The sequence below is a fragment of the Delftia acidovorans SPH-1 genome, from assembly GCF_000018665.1.
Lineage (GTDB): Bacteria > Pseudomonadota > Gammaproteobacteria > Burkholderiales > Burkholderiaceae_C > Comamonas > Comamonas acidovorans.
Window position 1 is genome coordinate 6,168,353 of the sequence record NC_010002.1, and the last position, 25,820, is coordinate 6,194,172.

General features: G+C 65.8%; 23 protein-coding genes. 15 read left to right on the forward strand and 8 right to left on the reverse strand.

What is annotated here, in order from left to right:
* Positions 1-55: 55 nt before the first annotated feature.
* The 9 genes from hisF to tatC all read left to right on the forward strand — a co-directional run bounded on the left by hisF (position 56) and on the right by tatC (position 5,681).
* Positions 56-856: an imidazole glycerol phosphate synthase subunit HisF gene (gene hisF, locus DACI_RS28065; protein ID WP_012207346.1), complete on the forward strand. Its 801-nt coding sequence runs from the start codon at positions 56-58 to the stop codon at positions 854-856.
* A gap of 244 nt (positions 857-1,100) precedes the next feature.
* Entirely contained in the window at positions 1,101-1,499 is a 399-nt protein-coding gene (gene hisI, locus DACI_RS28070; RefSeq protein WP_012207347.1) for a phosphoribosyl-AMP cyclohydrolase, read from the forward strand.
* Positions 1,496-1,909 (forward strand): phosphoribosyl-ATP diphosphatase, encoded by a 414-nt coding sequence (locus DACI_RS28075; protein WP_012207348.1) that lies wholly within the window; start codon positions 1,496-1,498, stop codon positions 1,907-1,909. The genes hisI and DACI_RS28075 overlap by 4 nt, the downstream gene beginning before the upstream one ends.
* A complete protein-coding gene (locus DACI_RS28080; protein WP_012207349.1) occupies positions 1,906-2,298 on the forward strand; it encodes a DUF4870 family protein in 393 nt (130 codons plus the stop codon). Before DACI_RS28075 ends, DACI_RS28080 begins: the two co-directional genes overlap by 4 nt.
* 19 nt (positions 2,299-2,317) lie before the next feature.
* On the forward strand, positions 2,318-3,349 hold the full coding sequence (locus DACI_RS28085) for a patatin-like phospholipase family protein (protein ID WP_012207350.1): 1,032 nt from the start codon (positions 2,318-2,320) through the stop codon (positions 3,347-3,349).
* Between the two features lie 41 nt (positions 3,350-3,390).
* Complete coding sequence (locus DACI_RS28090) at positions 3,391-3,753, forward strand: histidine triad nucleotide-binding protein (protein ID WP_012207351.1); 363 nt, start codon at positions 3,391-3,393, stop codon at positions 3,751-3,753.
* Positions 3,754-3,947: 194 nt separating this feature from the next.
* A complete protein-coding gene (gene tatA, locus DACI_RS28095) occupies positions 3,948-4,187 on the forward strand; it encodes a Sec-independent protein translocase subunit TatA (protein ID WP_012207352.1) in 240 nt (79 codons plus the stop codon).
* A 21-nt stretch (positions 4,188-4,208) separates the two neighbouring features.
* Positions 4,209-4,706 (forward strand): Sec-independent protein translocase protein TatB, encoded by a 498-nt coding sequence (gene tatB, locus DACI_RS28100; protein WP_012207353.1) that lies wholly within the window; start codon positions 4,209-4,211, stop codon positions 4,704-4,706.
* Between the two features lie 150 nt (positions 4,707-4,856).
* Complete coding sequence (gene tatC, locus DACI_RS28105; RefSeq protein ID WP_012207354.1) at positions 4,857-5,681, forward strand: twin-arginine translocase subunit TatC; 825 nt, start codon at positions 4,857-4,859, stop codon at positions 5,679-5,681.
* 210 nt (positions 5,682-5,891) lie between these two features.
* Here tatC and DACI_RS28110 read toward each other — a convergent pair whose 3' ends face one another.
* The 4 genes from DACI_RS28110 to DACI_RS28125 form a co-directional block, all read right to left on the reverse strand.
* Positions 5,892-7,367, reverse strand: a complete 1,476-nt coding sequence (locus DACI_RS28110) for a glutamate synthase subunit beta (RefSeq protein ID WP_012207355.1) — start codon at positions 7,365-7,367, stop codon at positions 5,892-5,894.
* A 153-nt stretch (positions 7,368-7,520) separates the two neighbouring features.
* Positions 7,521-12,251: a glutamate synthase-related protein gene (locus DACI_RS28115; protein WP_012207356.1), complete on the reverse strand. Its 4,731-nt coding sequence runs from the start codon at positions 12,249-12,251 to the stop codon at positions 7,521-7,523.
* Positions 12,252-12,439: 188 nt separating this feature from the next.
* A complete protein-coding gene (locus tag DACI_RS28120) occupies positions 12,440-13,150 on the reverse strand; it encodes a transposase (protein ID WP_012207357.1) in 711 nt (236 codons plus the stop codon).
* A gap of 55 nt (positions 13,151-13,205) precedes the next feature.
* Positions 13,206-14,045 carry an IclR family transcriptional regulator domain-containing protein gene (locus tag DACI_RS28125; protein WP_043782847.1) on the reverse strand — a complete coding sequence of 280 codons (840 nt, stop codon included), beginning with the start codon at positions 14,043-14,045 and terminating at the stop codon, positions 13,206-13,208.
* A gap of 86 nt (positions 14,046-14,131) precedes the next feature.
* Between DACI_RS28125 and DACI_RS28130 the strand changes: the two genes are divergently transcribed.
* The 5 genes from DACI_RS28130 (at position 14,132) to DACI_RS28150 (ending at position 18,737) form a co-directional block, all read left to right on the forward strand.
* Entirely contained in the window at positions 14,132-14,833 is a 702-nt protein-coding gene (locus DACI_RS28130) for a 3-oxoacid CoA-transferase subunit A (RefSeq protein ID WP_012207359.1), read from the forward strand.
* Between the two features lie 26 nt (positions 14,834-14,859).
* Entirely contained in the window at positions 14,860-15,519 is a 660-nt protein-coding gene (locus DACI_RS28135) for a 3-oxoacid CoA-transferase subunit B (RefSeq protein WP_026062883.1), read from the forward strand.
* Between the two features lie 75 nt (positions 15,520-15,594).
* Positions 15,595-16,806 (forward strand): 3-oxoadipyl-CoA thiolase, encoded by a 1,212-nt coding sequence (pcaF, locus tag DACI_RS28140; protein WP_012207361.1) that lies wholly within the window; start codon positions 15,595-15,597, stop codon positions 16,804-16,806.
* Positions 16,807-16,813: 7 nt separating this feature from the next.
* Positions 16,814-17,554 (forward strand): SDR family NAD(P)-dependent oxidoreductase, encoded by a 741-nt coding sequence (locus DACI_RS28145; RefSeq protein WP_012207362.1) that lies wholly within the window; start codon positions 16,814-16,816, stop codon positions 17,552-17,554.
* Positions 17,555-17,729: 175 nt separating this feature from the next.
* Positions 17,730-18,737, forward strand: coding sequence for a Bug family tripartite tricarboxylate transporter substrate binding protein (locus tag DACI_RS28150; protein ID WP_012207363.1), 1,008 nt, complete (start codon positions 17,730-17,732; stop codon positions 18,735-18,737).
* A gap of 188 nt (positions 18,738-18,925) precedes the next feature.
* Here the strand turns inward: DACI_RS28150 and DACI_RS28155 are convergent, their stop codons facing one another.
* The 3 genes from DACI_RS28155 to DACI_RS28165 all read right to left on the reverse strand — a co-directional run bounded on the left by DACI_RS28155 (position 18,926) and on the right by DACI_RS28165 (position 22,793).
* Positions 18,926-19,729 carry a hypothetical protein gene (locus DACI_RS28155; protein ID WP_012207364.1) on the reverse strand — a complete coding sequence of 268 codons (804 nt, stop codon included), beginning with the start codon at positions 19,727-19,729 and terminating at the stop codon, positions 18,926-18,928.
* A gap of 95 nt (positions 19,730-19,824) precedes the next feature.
* A complete protein-coding gene (locus tag DACI_RS28160; RefSeq protein WP_043783698.1) occupies positions 19,825-21,342 on the reverse strand; it encodes an alkaline phosphatase in 1,518 nt (505 codons plus the stop codon).
* A 38-nt stretch (positions 21,343-21,380) separates the two neighbouring features.
* The gene (locus DACI_RS28165; RefSeq protein WP_012207366.1) at positions 21,381-22,793 is read right to left on the reverse strand and encodes an alkaline phosphatase; all 1,413 of its coding nucleotides are present in this window, start codon (positions 22,791-22,793) and stop codon (positions 21,381-21,383) included.
* 192 nt (positions 22,794-22,985) lie between these two features.
* On the opposite strand from DACI_RS28165, the gene DACI_RS28170 reads away from it, so the two are divergent.
* On the forward strand, positions 22,986-24,077 hold the full coding sequence (locus DACI_RS28170; protein ID WP_012207367.1) for an MBL fold metallo-hydrolase: 1,092 nt from the start codon (positions 22,986-22,988) through the stop codon (positions 24,075-24,077).
* Between the two features lie 68 nt (positions 24,078-24,145).
* Here DACI_RS28170 and DACI_RS31705 read toward each other — a convergent pair whose 3' ends face one another.
* A complete protein-coding gene (locus DACI_RS31705) occupies positions 24,146-25,603 on the reverse strand; it encodes an outer membrane protein assembly factor BamB family protein (RefSeq protein ID WP_192812299.1) in 1,458 nt (485 codons plus the stop codon).
* Positions 25,604-25,820: the final 217 nt, after the last annotated feature.

Sequence of the window (25,820 nt, forward strand, 5' to 3'; positions counted from 1 at the left end):
CCGAGGGCGTGGTATCTTTTCGCCCTTGTTTCACGCCCTAGCCACGAGTCTGCCCATGCTTGCCAAACGCATCATCCCCTGTCTTGACGTCACGGGAGGGCGCGTCGTCAAAGGCGTGAACTTCGTGGAACTGCGCGATGCGGGCGACCCGGTGGAGATCGCCGCGCGCTACAACGCCCAGGGCGCGGACGAGCTGACCTTCCTGGACATCACGGCCACCAGCGACGGGCGCGACCTGATCCTGCCCATCATCGAGTCCGTGGCCAGCCAGGTCTTCATTCCGCTGACCGTGGGTGGTGGCGTGCGCACCGTCGAGGACGTGCGCCGCCTGCTCAACGCGGGCGCCGACAAGACCAGCTTCAACTCGGCCGCCATCGCCAACCCCGAGGTGATCAATGCGGCCTCGGACAAGTACGGCGCGCAATGCATCGTCGTGGCCATCGATGCCAAGCGGCGCACGGCCGAGGACGAGCAGCGCATGGGCGCCGATGGCCGCGCTGCCGGCCCCGGCTGGGACGTGTACAGCCACGGCGGACGCAAGAACACAGGCCTGGACGCCGTGCAGTGGGCCGCCGAAATGGCGCGCCGCGGCGCGGGCGAGATCCTGCTGACCAGCATGGACCGCGACGGCACCAAGTCCGGGTTCGACCTGAAGCTCACGCGCGCCGTCAGCGACGCTGTGCCCGTGCCCGTGATCGCCTCGGGCGGCGTGGGCTCGCTGGACGACTTGGCCGATGGCGTGACCCTGGGCGGCGCCGACGCCGTGCTGGCCGCCAGCATCTTTCACTACGGCGAATTCACCGTGGGCCAGGCCAAGCAGCGCATGGCCGAGCGCGGCGTGCCCGTGCGCCTCTGATACGGCGCGTCGGCGGACTCCTTCATTTCAGTTTTCCATGGCGCTCGCGCCGCCCACACCCCATGAAACCGGCGCGGCCCAAGGGACCAGGGACAGCGAGCAAGGGCCGCCCCGCAGCAAGGCTGTCGTCTCCCTCCCGCGCAGCGAGAGAGGGGGAAGGCGCGAAGCGACTCAGGGGGTGTATTTTCAATCCAGGCAATTCCTGACAATCCTGTCACAGGGATGCCCACCCAGGATATTCACAATGCAGGCAATGAACTGGCTAGATCAAGTCAAATGGGATGCGCAGGGCCTGGTGCCCGTAATCGCGCAGGAAAAGGACACGGGCGACGTGATGATGTTCGCCTGGATGAACCGCGAGGCCCTGGCCAAGACGGCCGAGCTCGGCCGCGCCGTCTACTTCAGCCGCTCGCGCAACAAGCTGTGGTTCAAGGGCGAGGAATCGGGCCACGTGCAGACCGTGCACGAGGTGCGCATCGACTGCGACAACGACGTGGTCCTGCTCAAGATCACCCAGACCGGCCACGAGCCCGGCATTGCCTGCCACACGGGGCGCCACAGCTGCTTCTACAGCGTGCTGCGCGATGGCCAGTGGCAGGCCGTCGATCCGGTCTTGAAAGACCCCGAATCGATCTACAAATGAATTCCACGACCATGAACGACACCGCAAACACTTCCTCGCAGGACGCCCTGGCGCGCCTGGCCGCCGTCATCGAAAGCCGCAAGCCCGCCAATGGCGGCGATCCCGACAAGAGCTACGTCGCCCGCCTGCTGCACAAGGGCCCGGATGCCTTTTTGAAGAAGATCGGCGAAGAGGCCACCGAAGTGGTCATGGCCGCCAAGGACGCAGACCATGGCGGAGACGCCGGCAAAATCCTCTACGAAGTGGCCGATCTGTGGTTCCATAGCATGATCGCCCTGGCCCACTATGGCCTGACGCCAGCCCAGGTCGTTGCCGAGCTGGAGCGCCGCGAAGGCACCAGCGGCATCGAGGAAAAGGCGCTGCGCAAGGCCCAGGAACGTGACGTGAACGAGAAAGGACCGCTGCCATGAATGACGATTACATCGAAGTCCGTGCCCTGGACCAGTCCCGCATCGAAGGCCTCAAGGCCTGGGGCTGGGTCAGCTACCTGCTGCACCTGGTGGTGGCCGTGGCCGCCGTCGTGCCAGGCGCACAGCCCAGCATTGCGCTGCTGGTGATCTCACTGATCATCGATCTGGTCAAGCGCGGCGACGCCGAAGGCAGCTGGATGGCCAATCACTTCTCGTGGCGCATCCGCAGCGTGATCTGGGCCGGCATCCTGTACCTGGTCACGGCGCCGCTGTGGCTGCTGTTCTTCGTGCCCGGCTGGATCGCCTGGACCGTCATCTCCATCTGGTTCCTCTACCGCATCGTGCGCGGCATGGTCGCCATGAACCGCAACCAGGCCGTGGACCGCTGAAGGTCCCGGGCAAACCGCCATGACTCCGACCCCGACCTGCAAGATCAACCTCGCCCTGCAGGGCGGGGGCTCGCACGGCGCCCTGACCTGGGGCGTGCTCGATGCGCTGCTGGAAGACGGCAGCCTTGTCTTCGACGGCATCAGCGGCACCAGCGCCGGGGCCATGAATGCAGTGGCCCTGGCCCAGGGCTTTGCCAAGGCTGCACGCCAGGAAAGCGATCCGGTGGCCGCCCAGGCGCTGGGGGCCGAGCTGGCCCGCGCCACGCTGACCGAACTGTGGGAAGGCGTGGGCACCATGGGCAGCCTGATGTGGGGCGCGCCCCTGCCGGGCAGCCCCTTCATGGGCGTGCTCAACCAGTTCTTCTCGCCCTACCAGACCAACCCGCTGGACATCAACCCGCTGCGCAAGCTGCTCGAACGGGTCGTGGATTTCGAGGCGCTGACGCATCCGCCCATGGAAGGCGTGGTGCCCAAGGTCTTTGTCTGCGCCACCAATGTGCGCACGGGCCGGGGCTGCATCTTTTCGGGCAGAAAACTCAGTGCCGACGCGGTCATGGCCTCGGCCTGCCTGCCCCAGCTGTTCAAGGCCGTGGAAATCGACGGCGAGCCCTACTGGGATGGCGGTTTTTCGGGCAACCCGGCGCTGTACCCGCTGATCTACGGCACGGCGTCCAGCGACATTCTGCTGGTGCAGATCAACCCCATCGAGCACACCGATCTGCCCAACACGGCGGCCGACATCATGGACCGCATGAACGAGGTCACCTTCAACGCCGGCCTGCTGGCCGAGCTGCGCGCCATCGAGTTCGTCAAGCGCCTGCTCGAGCAGGGCAAGCTGGACCCGACACGCTACAAAAAGGTGCTGCTGCACCGCGTGGACGGCGGCTCCGTGCTCAAGGGCTATGGCGCCTCGACCAAGACGCGCTCCGACATGCGCTTCGTGCGCGAGCTGTTCGAGCTCGGACGCGAGCAGGGCCAGCAGTGGCTCCAGCAGCACCGCAGCGACATCGGCGTGCGCCAGACGCTGCGCATCAACGACAATCCGGCCTGATTTCCAACCTACCGCCAGCTTCCCAGGATTCCTGTAGCGCCATGCACGACCACGACCCGAACTGCCTGTTTTGCCGCATCACCAAAGGCGAGATCCCTTCCCGCAAGGTCTATGAGGACGAAGACGTCTTCGCATTCCACGACATCCATCCCGGCGCGCCCATCCACTTCCTGATGGTGCCCAAGAAGCACATCCCCTCCATGGCCCAGGTCCAGGCCGAGGACGCCCCGCTGCTGGGCCGCCTGATGGCGCTGGCGCCCCGCCTGGCCGCCGAGCAAGGCTGCAACCCGTATCCCGACGGCGGCTTTCGCCTGGTGGTCAACACGGGCACCGAAGGCGGCCAGGAAGTCCACCACCTGCACATCCACGTCATGGGCGGCCCCCGCCCCTGGCTCAAGGGCTGAAACTCAAGGGCTGAAAACGCCGCAGCGGCCACGCTGCCTGCGGCAGACGGCCGCCGCCCGGCACAAGGTGGCCCGTCTCTTGCTTGAGGCACCCCCCTGTTTCTTGCGTCGGCCAAACGGCTTTTGTGGGGCCTTGCGAACTGCCGCCATGGCCCGGCGTCTAAAATGACCTGCAATTCTTAGGAGAGATTCTCATGGGCTCGTTTTCCATCTGGCATTGGCTGATCGTCCTGGCCATCGTGGTTCTGGTGTTTGGCACCAAGAAGCTGAAGAACATCGGTTCCGACCTCGGCGGCGCCGTCAAGGGCTTCAAGGACGGCGTGAAGGACGGTTCGACCTCCACCGACACTCCCGCAGCCGCTCCCGGCCAGGTCGCCGGCCAGACGGCTGCCGACAAGACCACCATCGACGTCGAAGCCAAGCAAAAGGGCTGATGGCCCGCACGCCAAGCTTCCATGTTTGATATTGGCCTTTCCAAGATGGCGCTCATCGGTGCCGTGGCCCTCGTGGTCATCGGTCCCGAGAAGCTGCCGCGCGTGGCGCGTACCGTCGGCACCCTGCTGGGCAAGGCCCAGCGCTATGTCTCCGATGTGAAGGCCGAGGTCAACCGTTCGATGGAACTCGACGAGTTGCGCAAGATGAAGGACACCGTGGAGGGCGCGGCGCGAGACGTCGAGCAATCCATCCACACTTCGGCTGCCAACTTCGAGAAGGACTGGAACGAGTCCACGGCATCGCTCAACGGCACGTCTTCCTCGTACGACTCCTCTTCCTACGGCTCCGACAGCGATACGTACAGCGCCGTGGCGCCGGCCTACCGCCACCCGGGCAAGAACTGGCGCCTCAAGCGTGCCGCCGTGCCCCAGTGGTACAAGGCCCGCGCCGGTGTGCGCACCAAGGCGCAGTCGGGCGCGGCGCGCGTGGCGCGCTTTCGCCCCCAGAAGTCCCGCTGAAGATGCCGGCGCGCCGCGGGCCACGAGGCAACCAGCCCAGCCTCCGCCACCCGGGCACCCGCCATTGCCGAATCCTGCCCGATCCGTCGGGCTTTCTGCTTTTCACCCCAGGTCCGTGGATGCCCTTGCGGCCCGCCGCGGTTTCGCACCATGTCCGACATTCCACCTAAAGACGACGAGCTGGCAGGCACCGAGCAGCCTTTCGTCCAGCACCTGATGGAGCTGCGCGACCGCCTGCTCTATTGCATCTACGGCATCGGTCTGGCGATCGCCGTGCTGGCCGTGTGGCCCGGCCCCAACGGGCTGATCGACTTCATCGCCCACCCGATCAAGGCCCACATGCCGCCCGATGCCAAGCTCATCGCGGTGGGCGTGTTCACGCCCTTCTTCGTACCGCTCAAGGTGCTGATGATGGTGGGCGTGCTGGCCGTGCTGCCCTGGATCATGTACCAGATGTGGGCCTTCGTGGCGCCCGGCCTGTACAGCCATGAAAAGCGCTTTGCGCTGCCGCTGATCATCTTCGGCAGCCTGCTGGCCTATATCGGCATCGCCTTCGTGCAGTTCTTCGTGCTCGACAAGATGTTCGCCTTCATCCAGGGCTTCACCCCGGACAGCGTGGCGGCCACGCCGGACATCGCCTCGTATGTGGAGGCCATCCTGTCGCTGTACCTGGCCTTTGGCCTGGCCTTCCAGGTGCCCATCGTGGTCATGCTGCTGGTGCGCTTCGGCCTGGTGGACATTGCCAAGCTCAAGTCCTTCCGTGGCTACTTCATCGTGGTGGCCTTCATCATCGCCGCCGTGGTCACGCCGCCCGACGTGATCTCCCAGCTGGCCCTGGCCGTGCCCATGTGCATTCTTTACGAGATCGGCATCCTGGGCGCCGGCTGGTTCAGCCGCGTCTCCAAGGCACCGGAAGAAGAAGCCGAGCCCGGCACCGCAGTGGACAAGCCGGCAGAGGATAAACCCTCCCCCTGAGTCGCTTCGCGCCTTCCCCCAGAGGGGGATGACACCCTCGGTGCGGGGCGGCGCGGCCGGCCCAGGCCCTTCCTCGGTGTCCCTCGCTTTAGGGCGCGCCAGTTTCAAGGGCCTACGCTGAAACACGAGGAATCTGTAATAAAAAGCCCTTGGTTCATCACCAAGGGCTTTTTCTTTGTCTATGGCCAAGCCCCTTCCGGGGTTGGCATCTCACCGAGGCAGGTCGGACGTGCCCATGAGGAACTCGTCGATGGAGCGAGCGGCCTGGCGGCCTTCGCGGATGGCCCAGACCACCAGGGACTGGCCGCGGCGCACGTCGCCGGCGGCGAACAGCTTGGGCACGCTGGTGGCGTAGCCGCCCGTGAAGTCGGTGGTGGCCTTGGCATTGCCGCGTGCGTCCTTGTCCACGCCAAAGGCGTCGAGCACGGCCTGCACGGGGCTGACGAAGCCCATGGCCAGCAGCACCAGGTCGGCCTTGAGCACCTGCTCGCTGCCGGGCACCTCGACCATCTTGCCGTCCTTCATCTCGATGCGCACGGTCTTGACGGCCGTGACCTGGCCCTTCTCGCCGATGAACTCCTTGGTGGCGATGGCGAACTCGCGCTCGCAGCCTTCCTCGTGGCTGGAGCTGGTGCGCAGCTTGATCGGCCAGTAGGGCCAGACCAGGGGCTTGTTCTCCTGCTCGGGCGGCATGGGCATCAGCTCGAACTGGGTCACGCTGACGGCGCCGTGGCGGTTGCTGGTGCCCACGCAGTCTGAGCCGGTGTCGCCGCCACCGATGACGATGACGTGCTTGCCATCGGCCCGCAGCTGGCCCTTGAGCTTGTCGCCGGCGTTGACCTTGTTTTGCTGCGGCAGGAACTCCATGGCGAAATGGATGCCCTTGAGTTCACGGCCCGGCACGGGCAGGTCGCGCGACTGCTCGGCACCGCCGGTCAGCAGCACGGCGTCGAACTCGGCCATGAGCTGCTCGGGGCTGACGGTTTCCTTGGCCCAGTTGGTGACCTTGGAGTCTTCGCCCAGGCCGTCCTTGCCCGCCACCAGCACGCCGGTACGGATCTTGACGCCTTCGGCCACGAGCTGCTCGACGCGGCGGTCGATGTGCGACTTCTCCATCTTGAAGTCGGGAATACCGTAGCGCAGCAGGCCGCCCACGCGGTCGTTCTTCTCGAACAGCGTGACATCGTGGCCGGCGCGGGCCAGTTGCTGCGATGCGGCCAGGCCTGCGGGGCCTGCGCCGACCACGGCGACCTTCTTGCCGGTCTTGCGGCTGCTGGGCAGCGGCTTGACCCAGCCTTCGGCCCAGGCACGGTCGATGATGGCGTGCTCGATGGACTTGATGCCCACGGCGTCGTCGTTGATGTTCAGGGTGCAGGCGGCCTCGCAGGGCGCGGGGCAGATGCGGCCGGTGAACTCGGGGAAGTTGTTGGTGCTGTGCAGCACGGCGCTGGCGCTCTTCCAGCCGCCGTGGAAGACCAGGTCGTTGAAGTCCGGAATGATGTTGTTGACCGGGCAGCCGCTGTTGCAGAACGGCGTGCCGCAGTCCATGCAGCGCGCGCCCTGGATCTTGGCCTGGCTGTCATCGAGGCCGATGACGAATTCCTTGTAGTGCTTCACGCGCTCGGCGACGGGCGCGTAGCCCTCCTCGAGGCGTTCATATTCCATGAAGCCGGTGGTCTTTCCCATGATTCGTTGTCCTGATGTGTGGGGTGCAGGGATGGATGCGGGCCGCTGCCCGCATCCTTCGCTTCCTTTGACGACCTGCGCAAGAAGGAATCTGGCGGGCGGCCTGCCAAAAGGCACGGCGCCGGGTCTCATCCTGTTTGCGCAAGTCCTGCTTTATTTGGCGGCCACCGCCTCCTTGGCGTGTTCCTCGACCTCGGGCGTGGCGGGCTCTTCCATCACCTGGCGCTCGTACATCTCGGACAGGGCGCGCTTGTACTCGCTGGGGAAGACCTTGACGAACTTGGAGCGGGCCGCCGCCCAGTTGTCCAGCAGGTCGCGTGCACGCTTGGAGCCAGTCCAGCGGCTGTGCGCCTCGATCAGTGCGCGCAGCTGGCGTTCGTCGGTTTCGCGGCGGTGCCAGACGGCGGGCGAAACCTGGGCCAGGTGCTCGTCGTGGGGCAGCACCTGGTCCAGCGAGACGGACGCCTTGTTGCAGCGCTCGGCGAAGCGGCCATCCTCGTCATACACATAGGCCACGCCGCCGCTCATGCCGGCCGCGAAGTTGCGGCCCGTCTTGCCCAGCACCACCACGGTGCCGCCGGTCATGTATTCGCAGCCGTGGTCGCCCACGCCCTCGACCACGGCCGTGGCGCCCGACAGGCGGACCGCGAAACGCTCGCCGGCCACGCCGCCGAAGAAGGCCTCGCCGCTGGTGGCGCCGAACATCACGGTGTTGCCGACGATGGTGTTGGTCGTCGTGTCGCCACGGAATTCATGGCTGGCATGCACCACCACGCGGCCGCCGGACAGGCCCTTGCCCGTGTAGTCGTTGGCATCGCCGCGCAGGTTCAGCGTGATGCCGTTGCACAGGAAGGCGCCGAAGGACTGGCCGCCGGTTCCCTCGAAGTGGATGCGGATGGTGTCATCCGGCAGGCCTTCGGGATGCACGCGCGTCACGGCACCGGAGAGCATGGCGCCCACGGAGCGGTTCACGTTGCGCGCCACTTCCATGATGCGCACGCGCTCGCCGTTCTCGATGGCGGGCTTGCAGCGCTCGATGAGCTTCACGTCCAGCGCCTTGTCCAGCAGGTGGTCCTGCTTTTCGACATGGAAGCGCGCCACGTCGGCGGGCACTTCGGGCTGGGCGAACAGGCGCGAGAAGTCCAGGCCCTGGGCCTTCCAGTGCTGCAGGCCCTTGCGGGTGTCCAGCAGGTCGGCACGGCCGATCAGGTCGTCGAACTTGGCAACGCCCAGCTGGGCCATGATCTGGCGCACTTCCTCGGCGATGAAGAAGAAGTAGTTCACCACATGCTCGGGCTTGCCCGAGAACTTGGCGCGCAGCACCGGGTCCTGCGTGGCCACGCCCACGGGGCAGGTGTTCAGGTGGCACTTGCGCATCATGATGCAGCCCTCGACGACCAGGGGCGCCGTGGCGAAGCCGAACTCGTCGGCGCCCAGCAGCGCGCCGATGACGACGTCGCGGCCGGTCTTCATCTGGCCGTCGGCCTGAACGCGGATGCGGCCGCGCAGGCGGTTGAGCACCAGGGTCTGCTGGGTCTCGGCCAGGCCGATTTCCCAGGGCGAGCCCGCATGCTTGATGGACGACCAGGGCGATGCGCCCGTGCCGCCGTCGTGCCCCGCGATGACCACGTGGTCGCTCTTGCACTTGGCCACGCCGGCCGCGATGGTGCCCACGCCCACTTCGGACACGAGCTTGACCGAGATGTCGGCGTGCGGCGCCACGTTCTTCAGGTCGTGGATCAGCTGGGCCAGATCCTCGATGGAGTAGATGTCGTGGTGGGGCGGGGGCGAGATCAGGCCGACGCCGGGCACGGAGTGGCGCAGCTTGCCGATGTAGTCGGACACCTTGCCGCCGGGCAGCTGGCCGCCTTCGCCGGGCTTGGCGCCCTGGGCCATCTTGATCTGCACCTGGTCCGAGGACGACAGGTACTCGGCCGTGACGCCGAAGCGGCCCGATGCCACTTGCTTGATCCTGGAGCGCAGCGAGTCGCCGTCCTGCAGCTCGATGTCGGCCTCGACCTTGTCGGCGCCAATGATGGAGCCCAGGGTCTCGCCCTTCTTGATCGGGATGCCCTTGAGCTCGTTGCGGTAGCGCTGGGGATCTTCCCCGCCTTCGCCGGTGTTGCTCTTGCCGCCGATGCGGTTCATGGCCACGGCCAGCGTGGCATGGGCCTCGGTGCTGATCGAGCCCAGGGACATGGCGCCCGTGGCAAAGCGCTTGACGATCTCCTTGGCCGATTCGACCTGGTCCAGCGCAATGGCCTTGGCCGGGTCGAACTTGAACTCGAACAGGCCGCGCAGCGTCATGTGGCGCTTGCTCTGGTCGTTGATCAGCTGGGCGTATTCCTTGTACGTGCTCCAGTTGTTGGAGCGCGTGGAATGCTGCAGCTTGGCGATGGCGTCGGGCGACCACATGTGCTCTTCGCCACGGGCGCGCCAGGCGTATTCGCCGCCGGCGTCCAGCATGGTTTCCAGCACGGGATCGTCACCGAAGGCCGCGCGGTGGTTGCGGATGGTTTCCTCGGCGATCTCGAAGACGCCGATACCCTCGACGCGGCTGGCCGTGCCGGTGAAGTACTTGTCCACGGTGTCGCTGTTCAGGCCGATCACCTCGAACAGCTGGGCGCCGCAATAGGACATGTAGGTGGACACGCCCATCTTGGACATGATCTTGGACAGGCCCTTGCCGATGGCCTTGACGTAGTTGTAGATGGCCTTGTCGGCCGACAGGTCGCCGCCCAGCTCCTTGTGCATATCGGCCAGGGTTTCCATGGCCAGGTAGGGATGCACGGCCTCGGCGCCGTAGCCTGCCAGCACGGCGAAGTGGTGCACTTCGCGCGCCGTGCCCGTTTCCACGACCAGGCCGGCCGTGGTGCGCAGGCCCTCGCGCACCAGGTGCTGGTGGATGGCCGACAGCGCCAGCAGCGCGGGGATGGCCACCTGGGTGGCGCTCACATGGCGGTCACTGATGATCAGGATGTTGGCACCACCCTTGATGGCGTCCACGGCCTGCGCGCACAGCGATGCCAGCTTGGCTTCCACGCCCTGCTTGCCCCAGGACAGCGGGTAGGTGATGTCGATCGTTGCGCTCTTGAACTTGCCCTGCGTGTGGCGTTCGATGTCGCGCAGCTTGGCCATGTCGGCGAAGTCCAGCACGGGCTGGTGCACTTCGAGGCGCATGGGCGGGTTGACCTGGTTGATGTCCAGCAGGTTGGGCTTGGGTCCGATGAAGGACACCAGCGACATCACGATGGCTTCGCGGATGGGGTCGATCGGCGGGTTGGTCACCTGCGCGAACATCTGGCGGAAGTAGTTGTACAGCGGCTTGTTCTTGTCCGACAGCACGGCCAGCGGGCTGTCGTTGCCCATGGAGCCGATGCCTTCCTCGCCGTTCTTGGCCATGGGGGCCAGCAGGAACTTGATGTCTTCCTGCGTGAAGCCGAAGGCCTGCTGGCGCTCGAGCAGCGGCAGGCTGGCGGCCTCGGGGCCGGCATGGGTGTCACCGCCCACGCTGCCCAGCTTGATGCGCAGGTTCTCGATCCACTGCTTGTAGGGCTTGGTGTTGACGATGTTGGCCTTGAGCTCGTCGTCCTCGATCAGGCGGCCCTGCTCCAGGTCGATCAGCAGCATCTTGCCGGGCTGCAGGCGCCACTTGCGCACGATGGAGCTGTCGGGCACGGGCAGCACGCCGGCCTCGGACGCCAGGATGACCAGGTCGTCATCGGTGATCACGTAGCGCGAGGGGCGCAGGCCGTTGCGGTCCAGCGTGGCGCCGATCTGGCGGCCGTCGGTGAACACGATGGAGGCCGGGCCGTCCCAGGGCTCCATCATGGCGGCGTGGTATTCATAGAAGGCGCGGCGGCGCTCGTCCATGGACTCGTGCTGCTCCCAGGGCTCGGGAATCATCATCATCACGGCCTGGCTGATGGGGTAGCCGGCCATGGTCAGCAGTTCCAGGCAGTTGTCGAACGTTGCCGTGTCGGACTGGCCAGCGAAGCTGATGGGATAGAGCTTCTTGAGGTCCTCGGCCAGCACGGGCGAGGCCATCACGCCTTCGCGCGCCAGCATCCAGTTGTAGTTGCCGCGCACGGTGTTGATTTCACCGTTGTGGGCCACGTAGCGGTAGGGGTGGGCCAGCGGCCACTCGGGGAAGGTGTTGGTCGAGAAGCGCTGGTGCACCAGGCCGATGGCCGAGACGCAGCGCTCGTCGGACAGGTCGTTGTAGTACACGCCCACCTGGTCGGCCAGCAGCAGGCCCTTGTAGACCACGGTGCGGCTGCTCATGCTGGGAACGTAGTATTCCTTGCTGTGCTTGAGCTTGAGGTTCTGGATGGCGGCGCTGGCCGTCTTGCGGATCACGTACAGCTTGCGCTCGAGCGCGTCCTGCACGATCACGTCGGCGCCGCGGCCGATGAAGACCTGGCGCAGGATGGGTTCCTTTTCCTGGACCGTGGGCGACATGGGCATGTCGCGGTTCACGGGCACATCGCGCCAGCCCAGCAGGACCTGGCCTTCGGCCTTGATGGCGCGTTCCATCTCCTGCTCGCAGGCCAGGCGCGAGGCATGCTCCTTGGGCAGGAAGATCATGCCCACGCCGTACTCGCCCGCCGGCGGCAGGGCCACGCCCTGCTTTGCCATCTCTTCGCGGTAGAGCTGGTCGGGAATCTGGATCAGAATGCCCGCGCCATCGCCCATGAGCTTGTCGGCGCCCACGGCGCCGCGATGGTCGATGTTTTCGAGGATCTTGAGCGCGCCGGTGACGATGTCATGGCGCTTGACGCCCTTGATATGTGCAACAAAGCCGAGGCCGCAGGCGTCGTGCTCGTTGCTCTTGGAGTACAGACCGTGGTCTTGGAGATGCTTGATCTCGGCAGCCGTCGTCATGGCGGAATCCTCAAATTTTTCGCAGGGAACGCAAGATTAAGGCAAGGCATCACCTCATGCAATAAATTTATATAAGGGTCAGATCCCAATTAATTCCAGAACAAAAAAATCGGAAATTAATAAGGGACACATTTATTTCATAAAGGCCTGCGATGAGGAATCAAGCACTTGCAGGCCATCAGTAGGTACTAACGCACTGTTGTGGTGCGCTCATTGGTCCGTCCGGGCGGACGGCCGGCGCGCTGGCGGGTCACACGGCGCTCGGTGCGCTGTTGTAAATCGGCAATGAATTGCTCATCGCCCAGCGCCCAGCCCCGCAGCGCCGACTGGCTGATGCGCTCGGCGTCATCGGTGCCAACCCCCTCTTCCACGGCTTCCACATAGGCCGCATCCCGCGCAAACGGGGTGTTGCCCAGCTCCCAGAACACGGCATGCGGCTGGATCAGCGCGTCGCTGCGCAGTCCGGCGTTGTGCGCGTAGCTGGACCAGGGCCAGTCGGCCGGCCGCTGGACCAGGCCGGCGCGCACGGGGCTGTCGTCCATGAAGACCATGGTGGGCAGCAGCCAGCTGGGCTGCAGCACCGTGCCGCGATAGCGGCCTTCCCACAGCGTGCCGCTGCGGCCGTGTCGGTCGTTGAAGTAGCGCACATAGCGCCGGCCCACGGCCTGCATGAACTTGGGCAGGCCATCGCCGGTGCGGGGCGTGGCCAGCAGGTGGAACTGGCTGGGCAGCAGCACGTAGGCATGCACGGCCAGCTCGCAGCTGCGCGCCATCTCGCGCAGCAGCCCCAGCATGGTTTCCCGGTCCTGGGCATCGATGAAGATGTCCCCGCCGTTGTTGCCGAGCTGGATGATGTGGTGCGGCAGATCCGCAAGGGTGAGTCGGGGCAGGCGGGCCATGGTGCGAGTGCGGGGCGTGGATCGGCAATTATGGAGCGCCGCGCCGCCCGCCGCCCTACAGGGAAAGCCGCGATGAGGCCCTGAGCAATTGGCTCACCAGCTGCGTGGCGGCCAGCAGCCGGGGCAGGAGTTGCCCGCGCATCATCTCGGCGCTGTTGCGGTTGGCCTGGCCGCTGATGTTGAGCGCGGCCACGGTGCGCCCGGCCGCGTTCTTCACGGGCGCCGCGATGGAGATCAGGCCTTCGGCCAGTTCCTGGTCCACCAGGGCCCAGCCCTGGGCGCGCACCTCCAGAATGCGCTGGCGAAGGCGCTCGTCGTCCTGCTCGGTCAGGGCCGTGAACTGCCGGCGCTCGCGCGCATCCAGCAGGGCCTGCAGGGATTCATCGCTCTCGCCGGCCAGCAGCACGCGCCCCATCGAGGTCCAGCAGGCCGGCAGGCGCGAGCCAACGCCGAGGTTGGTGCTCATGATCTTGTGGGTGTGCACGCGCAGCACATAGACGATGTCGCCCCCATCGAGCACGGCGGCCGAGCAGGACTCCTTGACCTCGTCGACCAGGTTTTCCATCACGGGCTCGGCGAGATTCCAGACCGGGGTGGAGCTGAGGTAGGCAAAGCCCAGTTCCATGATGCGCGGGGTGAGCTGGAACAGCTTGCCGTCGCTCTTCACATAGCCCAGCGTCTGCAGCGTCAGCAGGATGCGCCGGGCCCCGGCGCGCGTGAGCCCCGTGCGCGCCGCCACCTCGCTGAGCGTCTGCGCAGGCGCCTCGGCGCTGAACGAGCGGATCACGCCCAGGCCGCGCGCAAAGGACTGCACATAGCTGTCGCCGGGGCGCGGCGTGCCGCCCTCTTCTTCGGCCCCACCTGTGGAAATTACGGAAGCGGCATTTTTTTCCATGGCTCTATAATTCTTTCTGCGAACTTTTGTTCTACATACGAACATTTTAGCGCAGCGCCAGCGGCCTGCATACCGGAGACAAGCAAGTGATCAACAAAATCACCGACACCATCGCCGAGGCGTTGTCGGGCGTCCAGGACGGCTCCACCGTGCTGATCGGGGGCTTTGGCACCTCGGGCAATCCCACCGAACTCATCGACGGCCTGATCGCCCAGGGCGCACGCGAGCTGACCGTGGTCAACAACAACGCGGGCAACGGCGACCAGGGCCTGGCCGCGCTGCTCAAGAGCGGCCAGGTGCGCAAGATCATCTGCAGCTTCCCCCGCCAGGTGGACAGCTGGGTGTTCGACGACCTGTACCGCAGCGGCAAGATCGAGCTGGAACTCGTGCCCCAGGGCAACCTGGCCGAGCGCCTGCGCGCCGCCGGCGCCGGCATCGGCGGCTTCTTCTGCCCCACGGCCTATGGCACGGAGCTGGCCAACGGCAAGGAAACGCGCGAGATCAACGGCAAGCACTATGTGCTGGAGCATCCCATCCACGGCGACGTGGCACTGGTCAAGGCCGAGAAGGGCGACCGCTGGGGCAACCTGACCTACCGCATGTCGGCCCGCAACTTCGGGCCCGTGATGGCCACGGCGGCCAAGCACACGATCGCCACCGTGCACGAGATCGTGGAGCTGGGCGCGCTGGACCCCGAGGCCGTGGTCACGCCCGGCATCTACGTGAGCCAGATCGTGAAGATCGACCGCGTGGCCACCCAGGCCGGCGGCTTCAAGAAAACCGCATGAGCGCCCCAACCGCCGAAAGCAAGAGCATGAGCAGCTACCAGAAACGCAGCAAGCAAGAGCTGGCCCGGCGCGTGGCCGAAGACATCTTCGACGGCGCCTATGTCAACCTGGGCATCGGCATGCCCACCCAGGTGGCCAACCACATCCCGGCCGGCCGCGAGGTCATCCTGCAAAGCGAGAACGGCATCCTGGGCATGGGCCCGGCGCCCGCCGAAGGCCAGGAGGACTATGACCTGACCAATGCCGGCAAGCAGCCCGTCACCCTGCTGCCGGGCGGCTGCTATTTCCACCATGCCGACAGCTTCGCCATGATGCGCGGCGGCCACCTGGACATCTGCGTGCTGGGCGCCTTCCAGGTCTCGGCCACGGGCGACCTGGCCAACTGGAGCACGGGCGAGGCCGGTGCCATTCCCGCCGTGGGCGGCGCCATGGACCTGGCCGTGGGTGCACGCCAGACCTGGGTGATGATGGACCTGCTGACCAAGACCGGCGAATGCAAGGTCGTCGAGGCCTGCAGCTACCCGCTCACGGGCCTGTCCTGCGTCAAGCGCATCTACACCGACCTGTGCACGCTGGAATGCACGCCCGAGGGCCTGCGCCTGATCGACACCGTGCCCGGCCTCTCGCACGCCGAGCTGCAGTCCATCGTGGGCCTGCCCATCAAGGACGCGACGGCCACGGCCTGATCCCTCAGCTCCCCACCCAGTGGGTGCGCTGCGGCGCACCCCCGGCACCTCTTCATTCTTTTCCCAGGAGACACCATGAGCCAGTCCAACCAGGCCTTCATCTGCGACGCCATCCGCACCCCCTTCGGCCGCTACGGCGGCGCCCTGTCCCCGGTGCGTGCCGATGACCTCGGCGCCGTGCCGATCAAGGCGCTGATGGAGCGCAACCCCGGCGTGGACTGGACGGCCGTGGCCGACGTGCTCTACGGCTGCGCCAACCAGGCCGGCGAAGACAACCGCAACGTGGCGCGCATGTCCGCCCTGCTGGCCGGCCTGCCCATCGATGTGCCGGGCGCCACCATCAACCGCCTGTGCGGTTCGGGCCTGGACGCCGTGGGCACGGCCGCGCGCGCCATCAAGGCGGGCGAAGCCCGCCTGATGATCGCGGGCGGCGTGGAAAGCATGAGCCGTGCGCCCTTCGTCATGCCCAAGGCAGAAAGCGCCTTCAGCCGCAGCAACGCCGTGTACGACACCACCATCGGCTGGCGCTTCGTCAACAAGCTGATGAAGCAGCAGTACGGCGTGGACTCCATGCCCGAGACGGCCGAGAACGTGGCCGACGACTTCAAGATCGAGCGCGAAGCCCAGGACCGCATGGCCCTGGCCAGCCAGCAAAAGGCGGCCGCCGCCATCGCAGCCGGCTACCTGGCCAAGGAAATCGTGTCAGTGTCCATTGCCCAGAAAAAGGGTGACGCCATCGTGGTGAGCCAGGACGAACATCCGCGCGCCACCACCATCGAGGCGCTGGCCAAGCTCAAGGGCGTGGTGCGCCCGGATGGCACGGTGACGGCCGGCAATGCCAGCGGCGTGAACGACGGCGCCTGCGCCCTGCTGCTGGCCAACGAGGAAGCCGCCAGGCAATACAACCTGGTGCCCCGCGCCCGCGTGGTCGGCATGGCCGTGGCCGGCGTGGCACCGCGCATCATGGGCTTCGGCCCCGCGCCCGCCGTGCGCAAGGTGCTGGCCCTGACTGGCCTGACGCTGGAGCAGATGGACGTGATCGAGCTGAACGAAGCCTTCGCCGCGCAGGGCCTGGCCGTGCTGCGCGATCTGGGTATTGCCGACGATGACCGCCGCGTCAACCAATGGGGCGGCGCCATTGCGCTGGGCCATCCGCTGGGTGCCTCCGGTGCCCGCCTGGCCACCACCGCCGTGAACCAGCTGCACACGCTGGGCGGCCGCTACGCGCTGTGCACCATGTGCATCGGCGTGGGCCAGGGCATTGCCGTGATCCTGGAAAAGGTCTGAGACTGCGATGAGCACCGTGGATAACAAGACACCCGTCACCGTGGTCAGCGGCGCCAGCAACGGCATCGGCCGCGCCATCGCCGAGGCCCTGCTGGCCCAGGGCCGCGCCGTGGTCAACCTCGACTACGTGCTGCCCGAATGGAGCCACCCTCTGCTGGTGAGCTACCAGGCCGACCTGACCAGCGAGCAGGCCACCGCCGAGGCGGCGGCCCGCATTGCCGCCGCGCACAACGTGGTGGCCCTGGTCAACAACGCGGGCGCCACGCGCCCCGGCACCATCGACAACGCCAGCACCCAGCATCTGGACGACGTGGTGGGACTGCACCTGCGCGCGCCCATGCTGCTGGTCCAGGCCTTCCTGCCCACACTGCGTGCCTGCGGCGAGGGGCGCATCGTGAACATGTCCTCGCGCGCCGCGCTGGGCAAGCCCGACCGCATCGTCTACTCGGCGACCAAGGCGGGCCTGATCGGCCTGACGCGCACCCTGGCCATGGAACTGGGCCGCGACCGCATCACGGTCAACGCCCTGGGCCCCGGCCCTATCGCCACCGAGCTGTTCACCAAGAGCAACCCTGAGGGCGCGCCGCAGACCCAGCGCATCCTCAACAGCATTGCCGTGGGCCGCATGGGCACACCGGAAGACGTGGCCCGTGCCGCGCTGTTCTTCCTGTCGCCCGACAACGGCTTCGTTACCGGCCAGGTGCTCTACATCTGCGGCGGCACCACGCTGGGCGTGGCGCCCGTCTGAACGAGCGTCGGACCGACCGTCTGACCGAACGCCTTCCCAGGCACAACACCCTTCAAGAAGAACCACTGGAAGCGCCCGCCTGCACAGGCGGGCGCCACACAGGGCCTTGCCCTGGCCCAGCCCGGCGTTGCCGGGCCCGGCCATCCACCTTATTGCCGAATCAGGAGACCTCTCGATGTCCGATCAAACCACCCACTTCACCCGCCGCCGTGGCCTGCAGGCGCTGGCCGCCGCATCCCTGACCGCGCTCGGCGCCCTGTCCGGCACCGCCGCCCTGGCCCAGGACGGCTTCCCCAGCAAGCCCATCACCATCCTCGTGCCCTTCGCCGCTGGCGGCACCACCGACATCCTGGCGCGCATCGTCGCCCAGGCGCTGCAGCAGGAACTGGGCCAGACCGTGATCGTGGACAACAAGCCCGGCGCGGGCGGCAACATCGGCGCCGTGGCCGCCGCACGTGCACCGGCCGACGGCTACACGCTGTTCATGGGCACCGTGGGCACGCATGCCATCAATGCCGCGCTCTACGCCAAGCCCGGCTTCGACCCCATCAAGGACTTCTCGCCCCTGACGCGCGTGGCCAACGTGCCCAACCTGCTGGTGGCCCACCCCAGCCAGCCGTTCAAGACCGTCAAGGAAATGATCGCCTACGCGCGCGCCAATCCCGGCAAGCTGAACTACGGCTCCTCGGGCAGCGGCAGCTCCATCCACCTGTCGGGCGAGCTGTTCCGCTCCATGACGGGCCTGGACATGGTTCACGTGCCCTACAAGGGCAGCGCCCCGGCCATCACCGACCTGCTGGGCAACCAGATCGCCATCATGTTCGACAACATGCCCTCGGCCATCCAGCATGTGCGCTCGGGCAAGCTGCGCCCCATCGCCGTGACCACGGCCAAGCGCTCGCCCGAACTGCCCGATGTGCCCACCGTGGCCGAAGCCGGCGTGCCCGGCTACGAGGCCACTTCGTGGTTCGGCCTCTGGACCCAGGCCAAGACGCCCGCCGCCGTGCAGCAGCGCCTGTACACGGCCATTGCCAAGGTGCTCAAGGACCCGGCCGTGGTCAAGAAGATCAACGACCAGGGCGGCGATGTCGTGATCGACACGCCGGCCGAATTCCTCGCCTACATCAAGGCCGAATCGACGAAGTGGAGCAAGGTCGTAAAAGACTCTGGAGCGCAGGTGTAACAGGCCTCCCCCTGAGCCGCTGCGCGGCTTCCCCCTGAAGGGGGACGGCACCATCGCCGCGAGGCGGCTTTTGCTCGGCGCCCCTGGTGTCAGGCTGCGCCGGTTTCCAGCGCCATGCGTTTGAGCATTGAAATGGGGAATAAAAAAGAGCTGCCTTCGGGCAGCTCTTTTGCGTTGGGGGCTGGGGTTCAATCCAGCAAGTCGGAGTAATCACCCTTGTCGTAGCCTTCGATGGCCTTCCAGGGCTGGGCCAGCGGTGCGGGCAGCTTGGTGGCGGTGACGACGATGCGCTCGGTGCCGTGGGAGTCGCTGCGTTCCACGCGGCGGGCGAACTGGTTGGCCACGTCCCAGTCGATGACGGTGGTCTGCTCGCCTGCCGTGCCGCGGTAGCGCTGCACGCCGTTGTGCGGCTTGCCCACGCGTTCCATGCCCTGCAGCGCGGTGGGAGGCACGATCCAGTACACGTTGTCGAAGGAGCCGCCGTAGCCCACGTTGCCGTGGTGGGCCAGGTCCACGCTGATGACGCGGCGCAGCTTGGCCAGGATGACTTCCACGCCCACCTTGCCGTCATCGGCGCGGCGGATGGACAGGGGTGCGGCGCGGGCCTCGTCATGGGCATGGCCGGCGTGCGGGCCGTGGGCATGGTCATGGTCATGGCCGTGGTCCTGGCTCTGGCGCAGGGCGGCGGGCATTTCGCGCTCTATCCACAGCTGGGCCTTGCGGCGGTAGACGCGGTTGGTATAGACGCTGCTGCGCTGCACGCCGTCGCTGCCCACGCTCATGGCTTCGTAGGTGATGCGCAGGTCGGCTTCGGGCGTGGCCTGCACGGCGGCCGTGGTGCGTGCCACGGAATCCGCAGGGACTGCGGCCGTGGGTGCGGATGCCGCCGCCTTGGCCGGCTCGGCGGCCCATGCTGCGGAGACGGAACAGGCCAGCAGCGCGGCCGCGTAGATGTGGCGCGCCGCACGCGGCGCCGGAAGGGAAAGCGTCATGGAATCCAGCCAATGCGAAAAAACCGGGGCCGGGCACACGCATGTGCCACGGCTCCGGCCAGGGGTTGGCAAGCAGCCAACGAAGGAAGAAACAATTACAGGCCAGCGGCTTCGCGGACCTTGGAGAACACCTTGGTGTTGTCCATCGTGCCCTTGAAGATCTTGGCGCCCGCGCCGCCGGCGAACAGCATCACGTCGCCGCCGCCATGGGTCTCCGAGCCCGGCGTGCCCAGGTTCAGGCCGACTTCCTGCAGGTAGTTGTCGTCCGTGGTGTCCACGGCCGTCACGTCGTCGCGCGAGGCGCCGCGCGTGGGAGCGATCCAGGGCTTGTTGCCATCTTCGGCATTGACCTGGCTGGATGCCGTGGCGTTGGGACGTCCGCCGTTGCCGAAGGCCAGCGTGGTGTAGGGCTTGCCGTCCTGGGCCTTGGCCATCTGGCCGGTCTGGTAGTCCTGCACCTTGCCCAGGATGGGATTGCCGATCTTGGAGTAGCCGTTGAACACCATGTTGTGGTCGTGATCGGCCGTGACGACGATCAGCGTGTTCTTCAGGCCCGGGTCCTTCTTTTCCATGTAGGCCATGGCGGTCTCGATGGCGCGGTCGAAGGCCAGCGTGTCCTCCAGCGCGCGCTTGGCATTGGTGCCGTGCAGTGCGTGGTCGATGCGGCCGCCTTCCACCATCAGGAAGAAGCCCTTGTCATTGCGGCTGAGCACGTCCAGCGCCTTGCCGGTCATGTCGGCCAGGCTGGGCTCATCCAGCTTTTGCTTGACGCGGTCCAGCTCGTAGGCCATTTCGCTTTGCGTGAACAGGCCCAGCAGCTTGGGGGCCTTGGTCGCGTCCAGGGCCGCCAGCTCGCTGCCCTTGGCAACATAGGCGTAGCCCTTGGCCTTCATCATGTCCACGAGGTTGGCCGTGTCCGTGCGCTTGCTGCTGGGGTTGACCGACTTGGGCAGGTAGTTGCGCTGGCCGCCGCCCATGAGCACGTCGATGCCGTCGCCCAGCCTGGCGTTGTAGTTGGCATGGCCGGGCACGGACTGCTCGGCAATGCTGTTGTAGCCATTGCGGTTGCAGATGTGGGCGTAGGTGGCCGCAGGCGTCGCATGGCCCACGCGCGTGGTGGAGATGGCGCCCACGGCGCGACCCTTGGCCTTGGACAGCTCCAGCAGGGTCTGCGCGGGCTGGCCGTTGCCGGCCGGGCAGGTGGTGTCCTCGCCGTTGATGTACTGCTGGCCGTTGGCCGCATAGGCCAGGGTCTCGGCCGACATGGAGATGACTTCGTTGTTCATCTTCACGCCGGTCATGTAGGCCGCCATCGAAGGCGCGCTGTCCGTGGTCTGGCCATCGCGCGAGAAGGTCTTGACGCGGCTGGCGTAAGGCAGGGACTGCATGGTCAGCGTGGCGCGCTCGCTGCTGGTCAGTGCCGTGGGATTGGCAGCCAGCTGCTTCTCGCCCTTGTAGATGCGCGCGGCGGTCACGGTGACCGGGCCCATGCCGTCGCCGAGGAAGAAGATGACGTTCTTGGCCTCGCCAGCCGCATGGGCGGCAGGTGCCAGCAGCGCCAGCGCGCCGGCCGCAGCCAGGGCGAGGGAGGTCTTTTGGAGGATCGGATGCATGTGGAATTCCTTGAGTGCCTTGATTGCAGCGTGCGGCATCACAAGCCGATGCTCTTCTTGATCAGCGTAAAGACGGTGGTGTTGTCGATCACGCCCGAGAACGTATCGGCACCCATGCCTTGCGCGCCCAGGAACACGTCGCCGCCGCCGTGGGTTTCGGAGGCCAGGGGCACCACGGCCTCCTGCAGGTAGTCGGGGCTCTCCAGCGAGGCCGCGTCGATGGGACCCCGCGTGGCCAGGCGCTTGGGACCGTTGCCGAAGCCCAGGATGGTGTAGGGATTGCCATCCACATCCGTGGAGGCCTTGCCGTCCACGTAGTTCTTGACCAGGCCCAGCACGCCGGGCTTGCCGGCCTCGGTCTTGCCGGTGCGCGCGGCATAGCCGTTCAGGTGCAGCGTGTGGTCATGGTCGGCGGTGACGACGATCAGCGTGTTCTTCAGGCCCGGATCGAGCTTGGCCATCTTGTCCAGCGCGGTCTGGATGGCGTTGTCGAAGGCCACCGTGTCCTGCAGCGCGCGGCGCGCGTTGGTGGCGTGCAGCGCATGGTCGATGCGGCCGCCTTCCACCATCAGGAAAAAGCCCTTCTTCTTGGCCGACAGTGCGTCGATGGCCTTGCCCGTCATCTCGGCCAGGCTCGGTTCCTTGGTCGCATCGCGGTCCAGGTCATAGGCCATGTGGTCCTTGGTGAACAGGCCGGCGATCTTGCTGCCGTCCACGGGCAGCTTGTCGAACTCGCTCTTGTTGGCAGCGTAGCTGTACTTTTGCGTCTTGAACTCGGCGATCAGGTTGCGGCTGTCGTTGCGGCGGCCGCCGTCGGCCTTGGGCGTGAAGTAGTAGGAGCCGCCACCCAGGATCACGTCCACGCCGTCACCGAGCTTGCTGTTGTAGCCGGAGCCGCCGGGCACCAGGGCCGCGGCGATGGTGTTCTCCGCATCGCGGTGGCAGACGTGCGAGTAGGTGGTTGCCGGCGTGGCATGCGTGATGCGCGCGGTGGAGACCACGCCCGTGCCGTAGCCGGCGGACTTCATCTGCTCGAGCAGCGTGGGAACGGCCTGGCCGTTGCCGCTGGGGCAGGTGCTGTCGTAGTTGGTGTGATAGGCCTTGCCCGCAGCGTCCGTGGCCTTGGTGTCGGGCGTCATGGAAATGACTTCGTTGTTCATCTTCACGCCGGTCATGTAGGCGGCCATCGAGGGTGCGCTGTCCGTCACCTGGGCGTCGTTCGAGAAGGTGTGGACGAAGGCCGTCTCGGGCAGCTTGTCCATGGTCAGCTCACCGTCTTCTCCCACGCTGTAGATGCGCGCGGCGGTCATGGTGGTGATGCCCATGCCATCGCCCAGGAAGAACAGCACGTTCTTGGTCGGAGCGGCTGCGGACGAACCGTCGCTGCCGCCACAGGCGCTCAACAGCAGCGAGGCACCAGCCAGCGCGCTGCACAACATCTTCAATTTCATGCGGATATCCCTCTGTAGGCAGGGGACCCCGCAGCACGGCCGCGCCCTCCCCCTGTTGATTGACCCGTGCACTGTAGGAGCGGCCTGTGACGAGCCCGTGACAGCAAGGCAGCAGCGGCAGGCGTATCGTTGCGGGGATGCGCTGCCAGCCGGGGAGCACCCGGCCACCCCAGTGACTGAACAAGGAACCCCATGGACCAGAAAGCCCAAGCCCCGAACGCCTCGCACGCCACGGATGCGCCGCCCAAGCCGGTGCTCGACTACCCGTTCGAGGCGCCACCGCAGCGCGGGCAGACGCTGGAGGTCGCACCCGGCGTGCTCTGGATACGCATGCCCCTGCCTTATGCGCTGGATCACATCAATCTCTGGGCCATCGATGACGGCCAGGGCTGGGCCATCGTCGATACCGGCGCGCGCACAGACGAAGGCGTGGCCACCTGGCGCGCGCTGTTCTCCCAATCCACCGACGGCCGCTCGCTGACGCGCGTGCTGGTCACCCACATGCACCCTGACCATGTGGGCCTGGCCGGCTGGCTGACGCGCAAGTTCCATGTGCCGCTGTACATGACGCGCCTGGAATATCTGAACTGCCGCGTCGTGGTCTCAGACTGCAGCCGTGAGGCGCCGCCCGACGCCATCGCCTTCTACCGCCGCGCAGGCTGGAGCGACAGCGCTCTGGAGTCCTACCGCGCCCGCTTCGGCAACTTCGGCAAGCACATCCACGCCCTGCCCGACAGCTACCGCCGCCTGCACGACGGCGAGGAACTGCGCATAGGAAAGCACCTGTGGCGCGTGGTGGTCGGCAGCGGCCACTCGCCCGAGCACGCCAGCCTCTACTGCCCCGATCTCAAGCTGTTGATCTCGGGCGACCAGGTGCTGCCGCGCATCTCGTCCAACGTCTCGGTCCATGCCATGGAGCCAGACGCCAACCCCATGGCCGACTGGATGGATTCTCTGGAAAAGGTCAGGCGCGAAGTGCCCGACGATGTGCTCGTCCTGCCCGCGCACGGCGATTGCTTTCGCGGCCTGCATGCACGCATCGATTCACTGGCCGCAGGCCAGGAACGCGCCAACGCCCGCTTGCTGGCCGCACTGGCCGAACCGCGTCGCGCCGTCGATGTCTTCGGCGCCCTGTTCTCACGCCCCATCAGCGAATCCAGCCCCGCCCTGCTGGGCATGGCCACGGGCGAAAGCCTGGCCTGCCTGAAGCATTTGATGCATGCGGGGCAGGTGGAGCGCAGCATCGATGGTGAGGGGATTGCCTGGTATCGCGCAACGCGCTGAGAAAAAAGACCTCGCCAGCGGAAACACAAGAAAGCGGCTCGAATTTCCAGCCGCTTTCCCTTACTACATCAACGCAGATTGATGGCGAACAGGCTGGCGTCGAGCGCCTGCGCGACATACAGGATGCCGTTGTCGGAAACTGCCAGACTTCCATTGACGGGATGGCGCCAGCCAACAGCATGGCTGGAACGGTCAATCGCGTAGGTGGACGCCCCGAATTTACGGTCAGAAGACACAAAGACCAAGTTGCCGACCACAGCAACGTGATAGACAGCCTCCTCGCCGACCGGCACCACTGCATCAGGCAGCGGCGTGGACCAGAACACGGCACCTGTTGCCGACGAACGCGCCTCCAGCGTGGCGACGCCCTTGGCGGGCTGCGGCACATTGACTACATAGACCGTATCGCCCGCCAAGGCTGGGCGGCTCAGAAAGGAAGCCTCGACATCCCAGAGTTTTTTCTTTTGCCCAATCGAGTAGCTGCCAAGCGAGGCATTGCCCTGGTTGAAATGCGAGACTAGCACGCGATCCTGACCATCGGCGAGGGTACCGGTCGCCCTGCGGACTTCCCTTTGCTCACCTCCGGTTGCAATGCGCGCTATCTCTCTGCCATCCTTGATATCCCGGGCATAGACGTTGGCCGCATCTGCCATATACAACCGATCGGAAGCCCTGGAAGGCAGAGTGCGCATGGGCGCATAATCCCGCCACGCCACAATACCGTCCACAGCCGTCATTCTGAAGGTGAACGGGGCATAGACCGAGTCATCATCCGCAACCAACAAAGAGCGGTCTTCCTGTCCTTCGTAGTGATCGGGCGTGTTCACCGAGGATCCAGTCACGGCATTGCGCACATACAGACGATTGGGAGCAAAAGTCGTTTCATCCGCATAAGAAAATACGTTACCCTGGCTGACAACCGCTGGGCCAGAGTTAAACGACGACCCCCAGAGCAGCGTGCCGTCGGCTTCTCCATAGGCACGAAGGCTATTACCGCCTGTGTAAACCCGTCCATCGACCACGACGGCTTCTGTCAGTCTCCACATTGAGGTTGAAGGTCCTCCCCGCTTTGCCCAGCGCAAGGAAAAATTAGCCGGACTCAAGGTGATATTGGTCGGCACATAACCCGTGCGCGCAGCATTGCCACCCAAGTTGTTCCAAGCCACAGCACCAGGCAGCATGGCCAGCGGGGTCTGCTTCAAAGCCTTGGAGACCACCTCGATTTCATAGGGAACGGTCCAGGGCGAGCCTGGATAGGGTGAGTTGCATACGCGCGCATCATCACTGCACAAAAAGACCTTCAATACGCCGCTGCGCTTGCCAACCGGTGCACTAGTAGCTGTACTCAGATTGAACTCGAAACCTGCGATCTTTTCATAGGTAACCGTCGTACCAGAAACGAACTCATCCGTAGCATCGACACGCACATTCAGCGGCGCGGAAAGCGCCTTGGCAGACGTAGCTTTCACCGTAACTTGCTCCGAATCGCCCTGGAGCACCACGACATCCGGCTTGTCAAACGTCAACCAACCATTTTCAGGCTCAGTGGGCTTTGGTGGCGTCGTATCCCCACCTCCGCCACCACCGCAAGCTACAAGAGAGAGTGCCAGCCATAGCGAGTATCTATACATTTTCTGCCTTGTATCTATTTTAAGCTGTGGAACTTCCACCGATGGTGAGAGCTAACAAATATATCCGAGCACCATTATCCACAAACCTCGATACTCAAAAAATTACATCTAT

Coding starts and splice junctions, on each gene's coding strand:
- tatA (WP_012207352.1), top strand. CDS start 3,948: ATGGGCTCGTTTTCCATCTGGCATTGGCTGATCGTCCTGGCCATCGTG.
- DACI_RS28090 (WP_012207351.1), top strand. CDS start 3,391: ATGCACGACCACGACCCGAACTGCCTGTTTTGCCGCATCACCAAAGGC.
- DACI_RS28110 (WP_012207355.1), bottom strand. CDS start 7,367: ATGGGAAAGACCACCGGCTTCATGGAATATGAACGCCTCGAGGAGGGC.
- hisF (WP_012207346.1), top strand. CDS start 56: ATGCTTGCCAAACGCATCATCCCCTGTCTTGACGTCACGGGAGGGCGC.
- tatC (WP_012207354.1), top strand. CDS start 4,857: ATGTCCGACATTCCACCTAAAGACGACGAGCTGGCAGGCACCGAGCAG.
- DACI_RS28155 (WP_012207364.1), bottom strand. CDS start 19,729: ATGACGCTTTCCCTTCCGGCGCCGCGTGCGGCGCGCCACATCTACGCG.
- DACI_RS28120 (WP_012207357.1), bottom strand. CDS start 13,150: ATGGCCCGCCTGCCCCGACTCACCCTTGCGGATCTGCCGCACCACATC.
- DACI_RS28080 (WP_012207349.1), top strand. CDS start 1,906: ATGAATGACGATTACATCGAAGTCCGTGCCCTGGACCAGTCCCGCATC.
- DACI_RS28085 (WP_012207350.1), top strand. CDS start 2,318: ATGACTCCGACCCCGACCTGCAAGATCAACCTCGCCCTGCAGGGCGGG.
- DACI_RS28165 (WP_012207366.1), bottom strand. CDS start 22,793: ATGAAATTGAAGATGTTGTGCAGCGCGCTGGCTGGTGCCTCGCTGCTG.
- tatB (WP_012207353.1), top strand. CDS start 4,209: ATGTTTGATATTGGCCTTTCCAAGATGGCGCTCATCGGTGCCGTGGCC.
- hisI (WP_012207347.1), top strand. CDS start 1,101: ATGCAGGCAATGAACTGGCTAGATCAAGTCAAATGGGATGCGCAGGGC.
- DACI_RS28145 (WP_012207362.1), top strand. CDS start 16,814: ATGAGCACCGTGGATAACAAGACACCCGTCACCGTGGTCAGCGGCGCC.
- DACI_RS28075 (WP_012207348.1), top strand. CDS start 1,496: ATGAATTCCACGACCATGAACGACACCGCAAACACTTCCTCGCAGGAC.
- DACI_RS28135 (WP_026062883.1), top strand. CDS start 14,860: ATGAGCAGCTACCAGAAACGCAGCAAGCAAGAGCTGGCCCGGCGCGTG.
- DACI_RS28115 (WP_012207356.1), bottom strand. CDS start 12,251: ATGACGACGGCTGCCGAGATCAAGCATCTCCAAGACCACGGTCTGTAC.
- DACI_RS28150 (WP_012207363.1), top strand. CDS start 17,730: ATGTCCGATCAAACCACCCACTTCACCCGCCGCCGTGGCCTGCAGGCG.
- DACI_RS28160 (WP_043783698.1), bottom strand. CDS start 21,342: ATGCATCCGATCCTCCAAAAGACCTCCCTCGCCCTGGCTGCGGCCGGC.
- DACI_RS28170 (WP_012207367.1), top strand. CDS start 22,986: ATGGACCAGAAAGCCCAAGCCCCGAACGCCTCGCACGCCACGGATGCG.
- pcaF (WP_012207361.1), top strand. CDS start 15,595: ATGAGCCAGTCCAACCAGGCCTTCATCTGCGACGCCATCCGCACCCCC.
- DACI_RS28125 (WP_043782847.1), bottom strand. CDS start 14,045: ATGGAAAAAAATGCCGCTTCCGTAATTTCCACAGGTGGGGCCGAAGAA.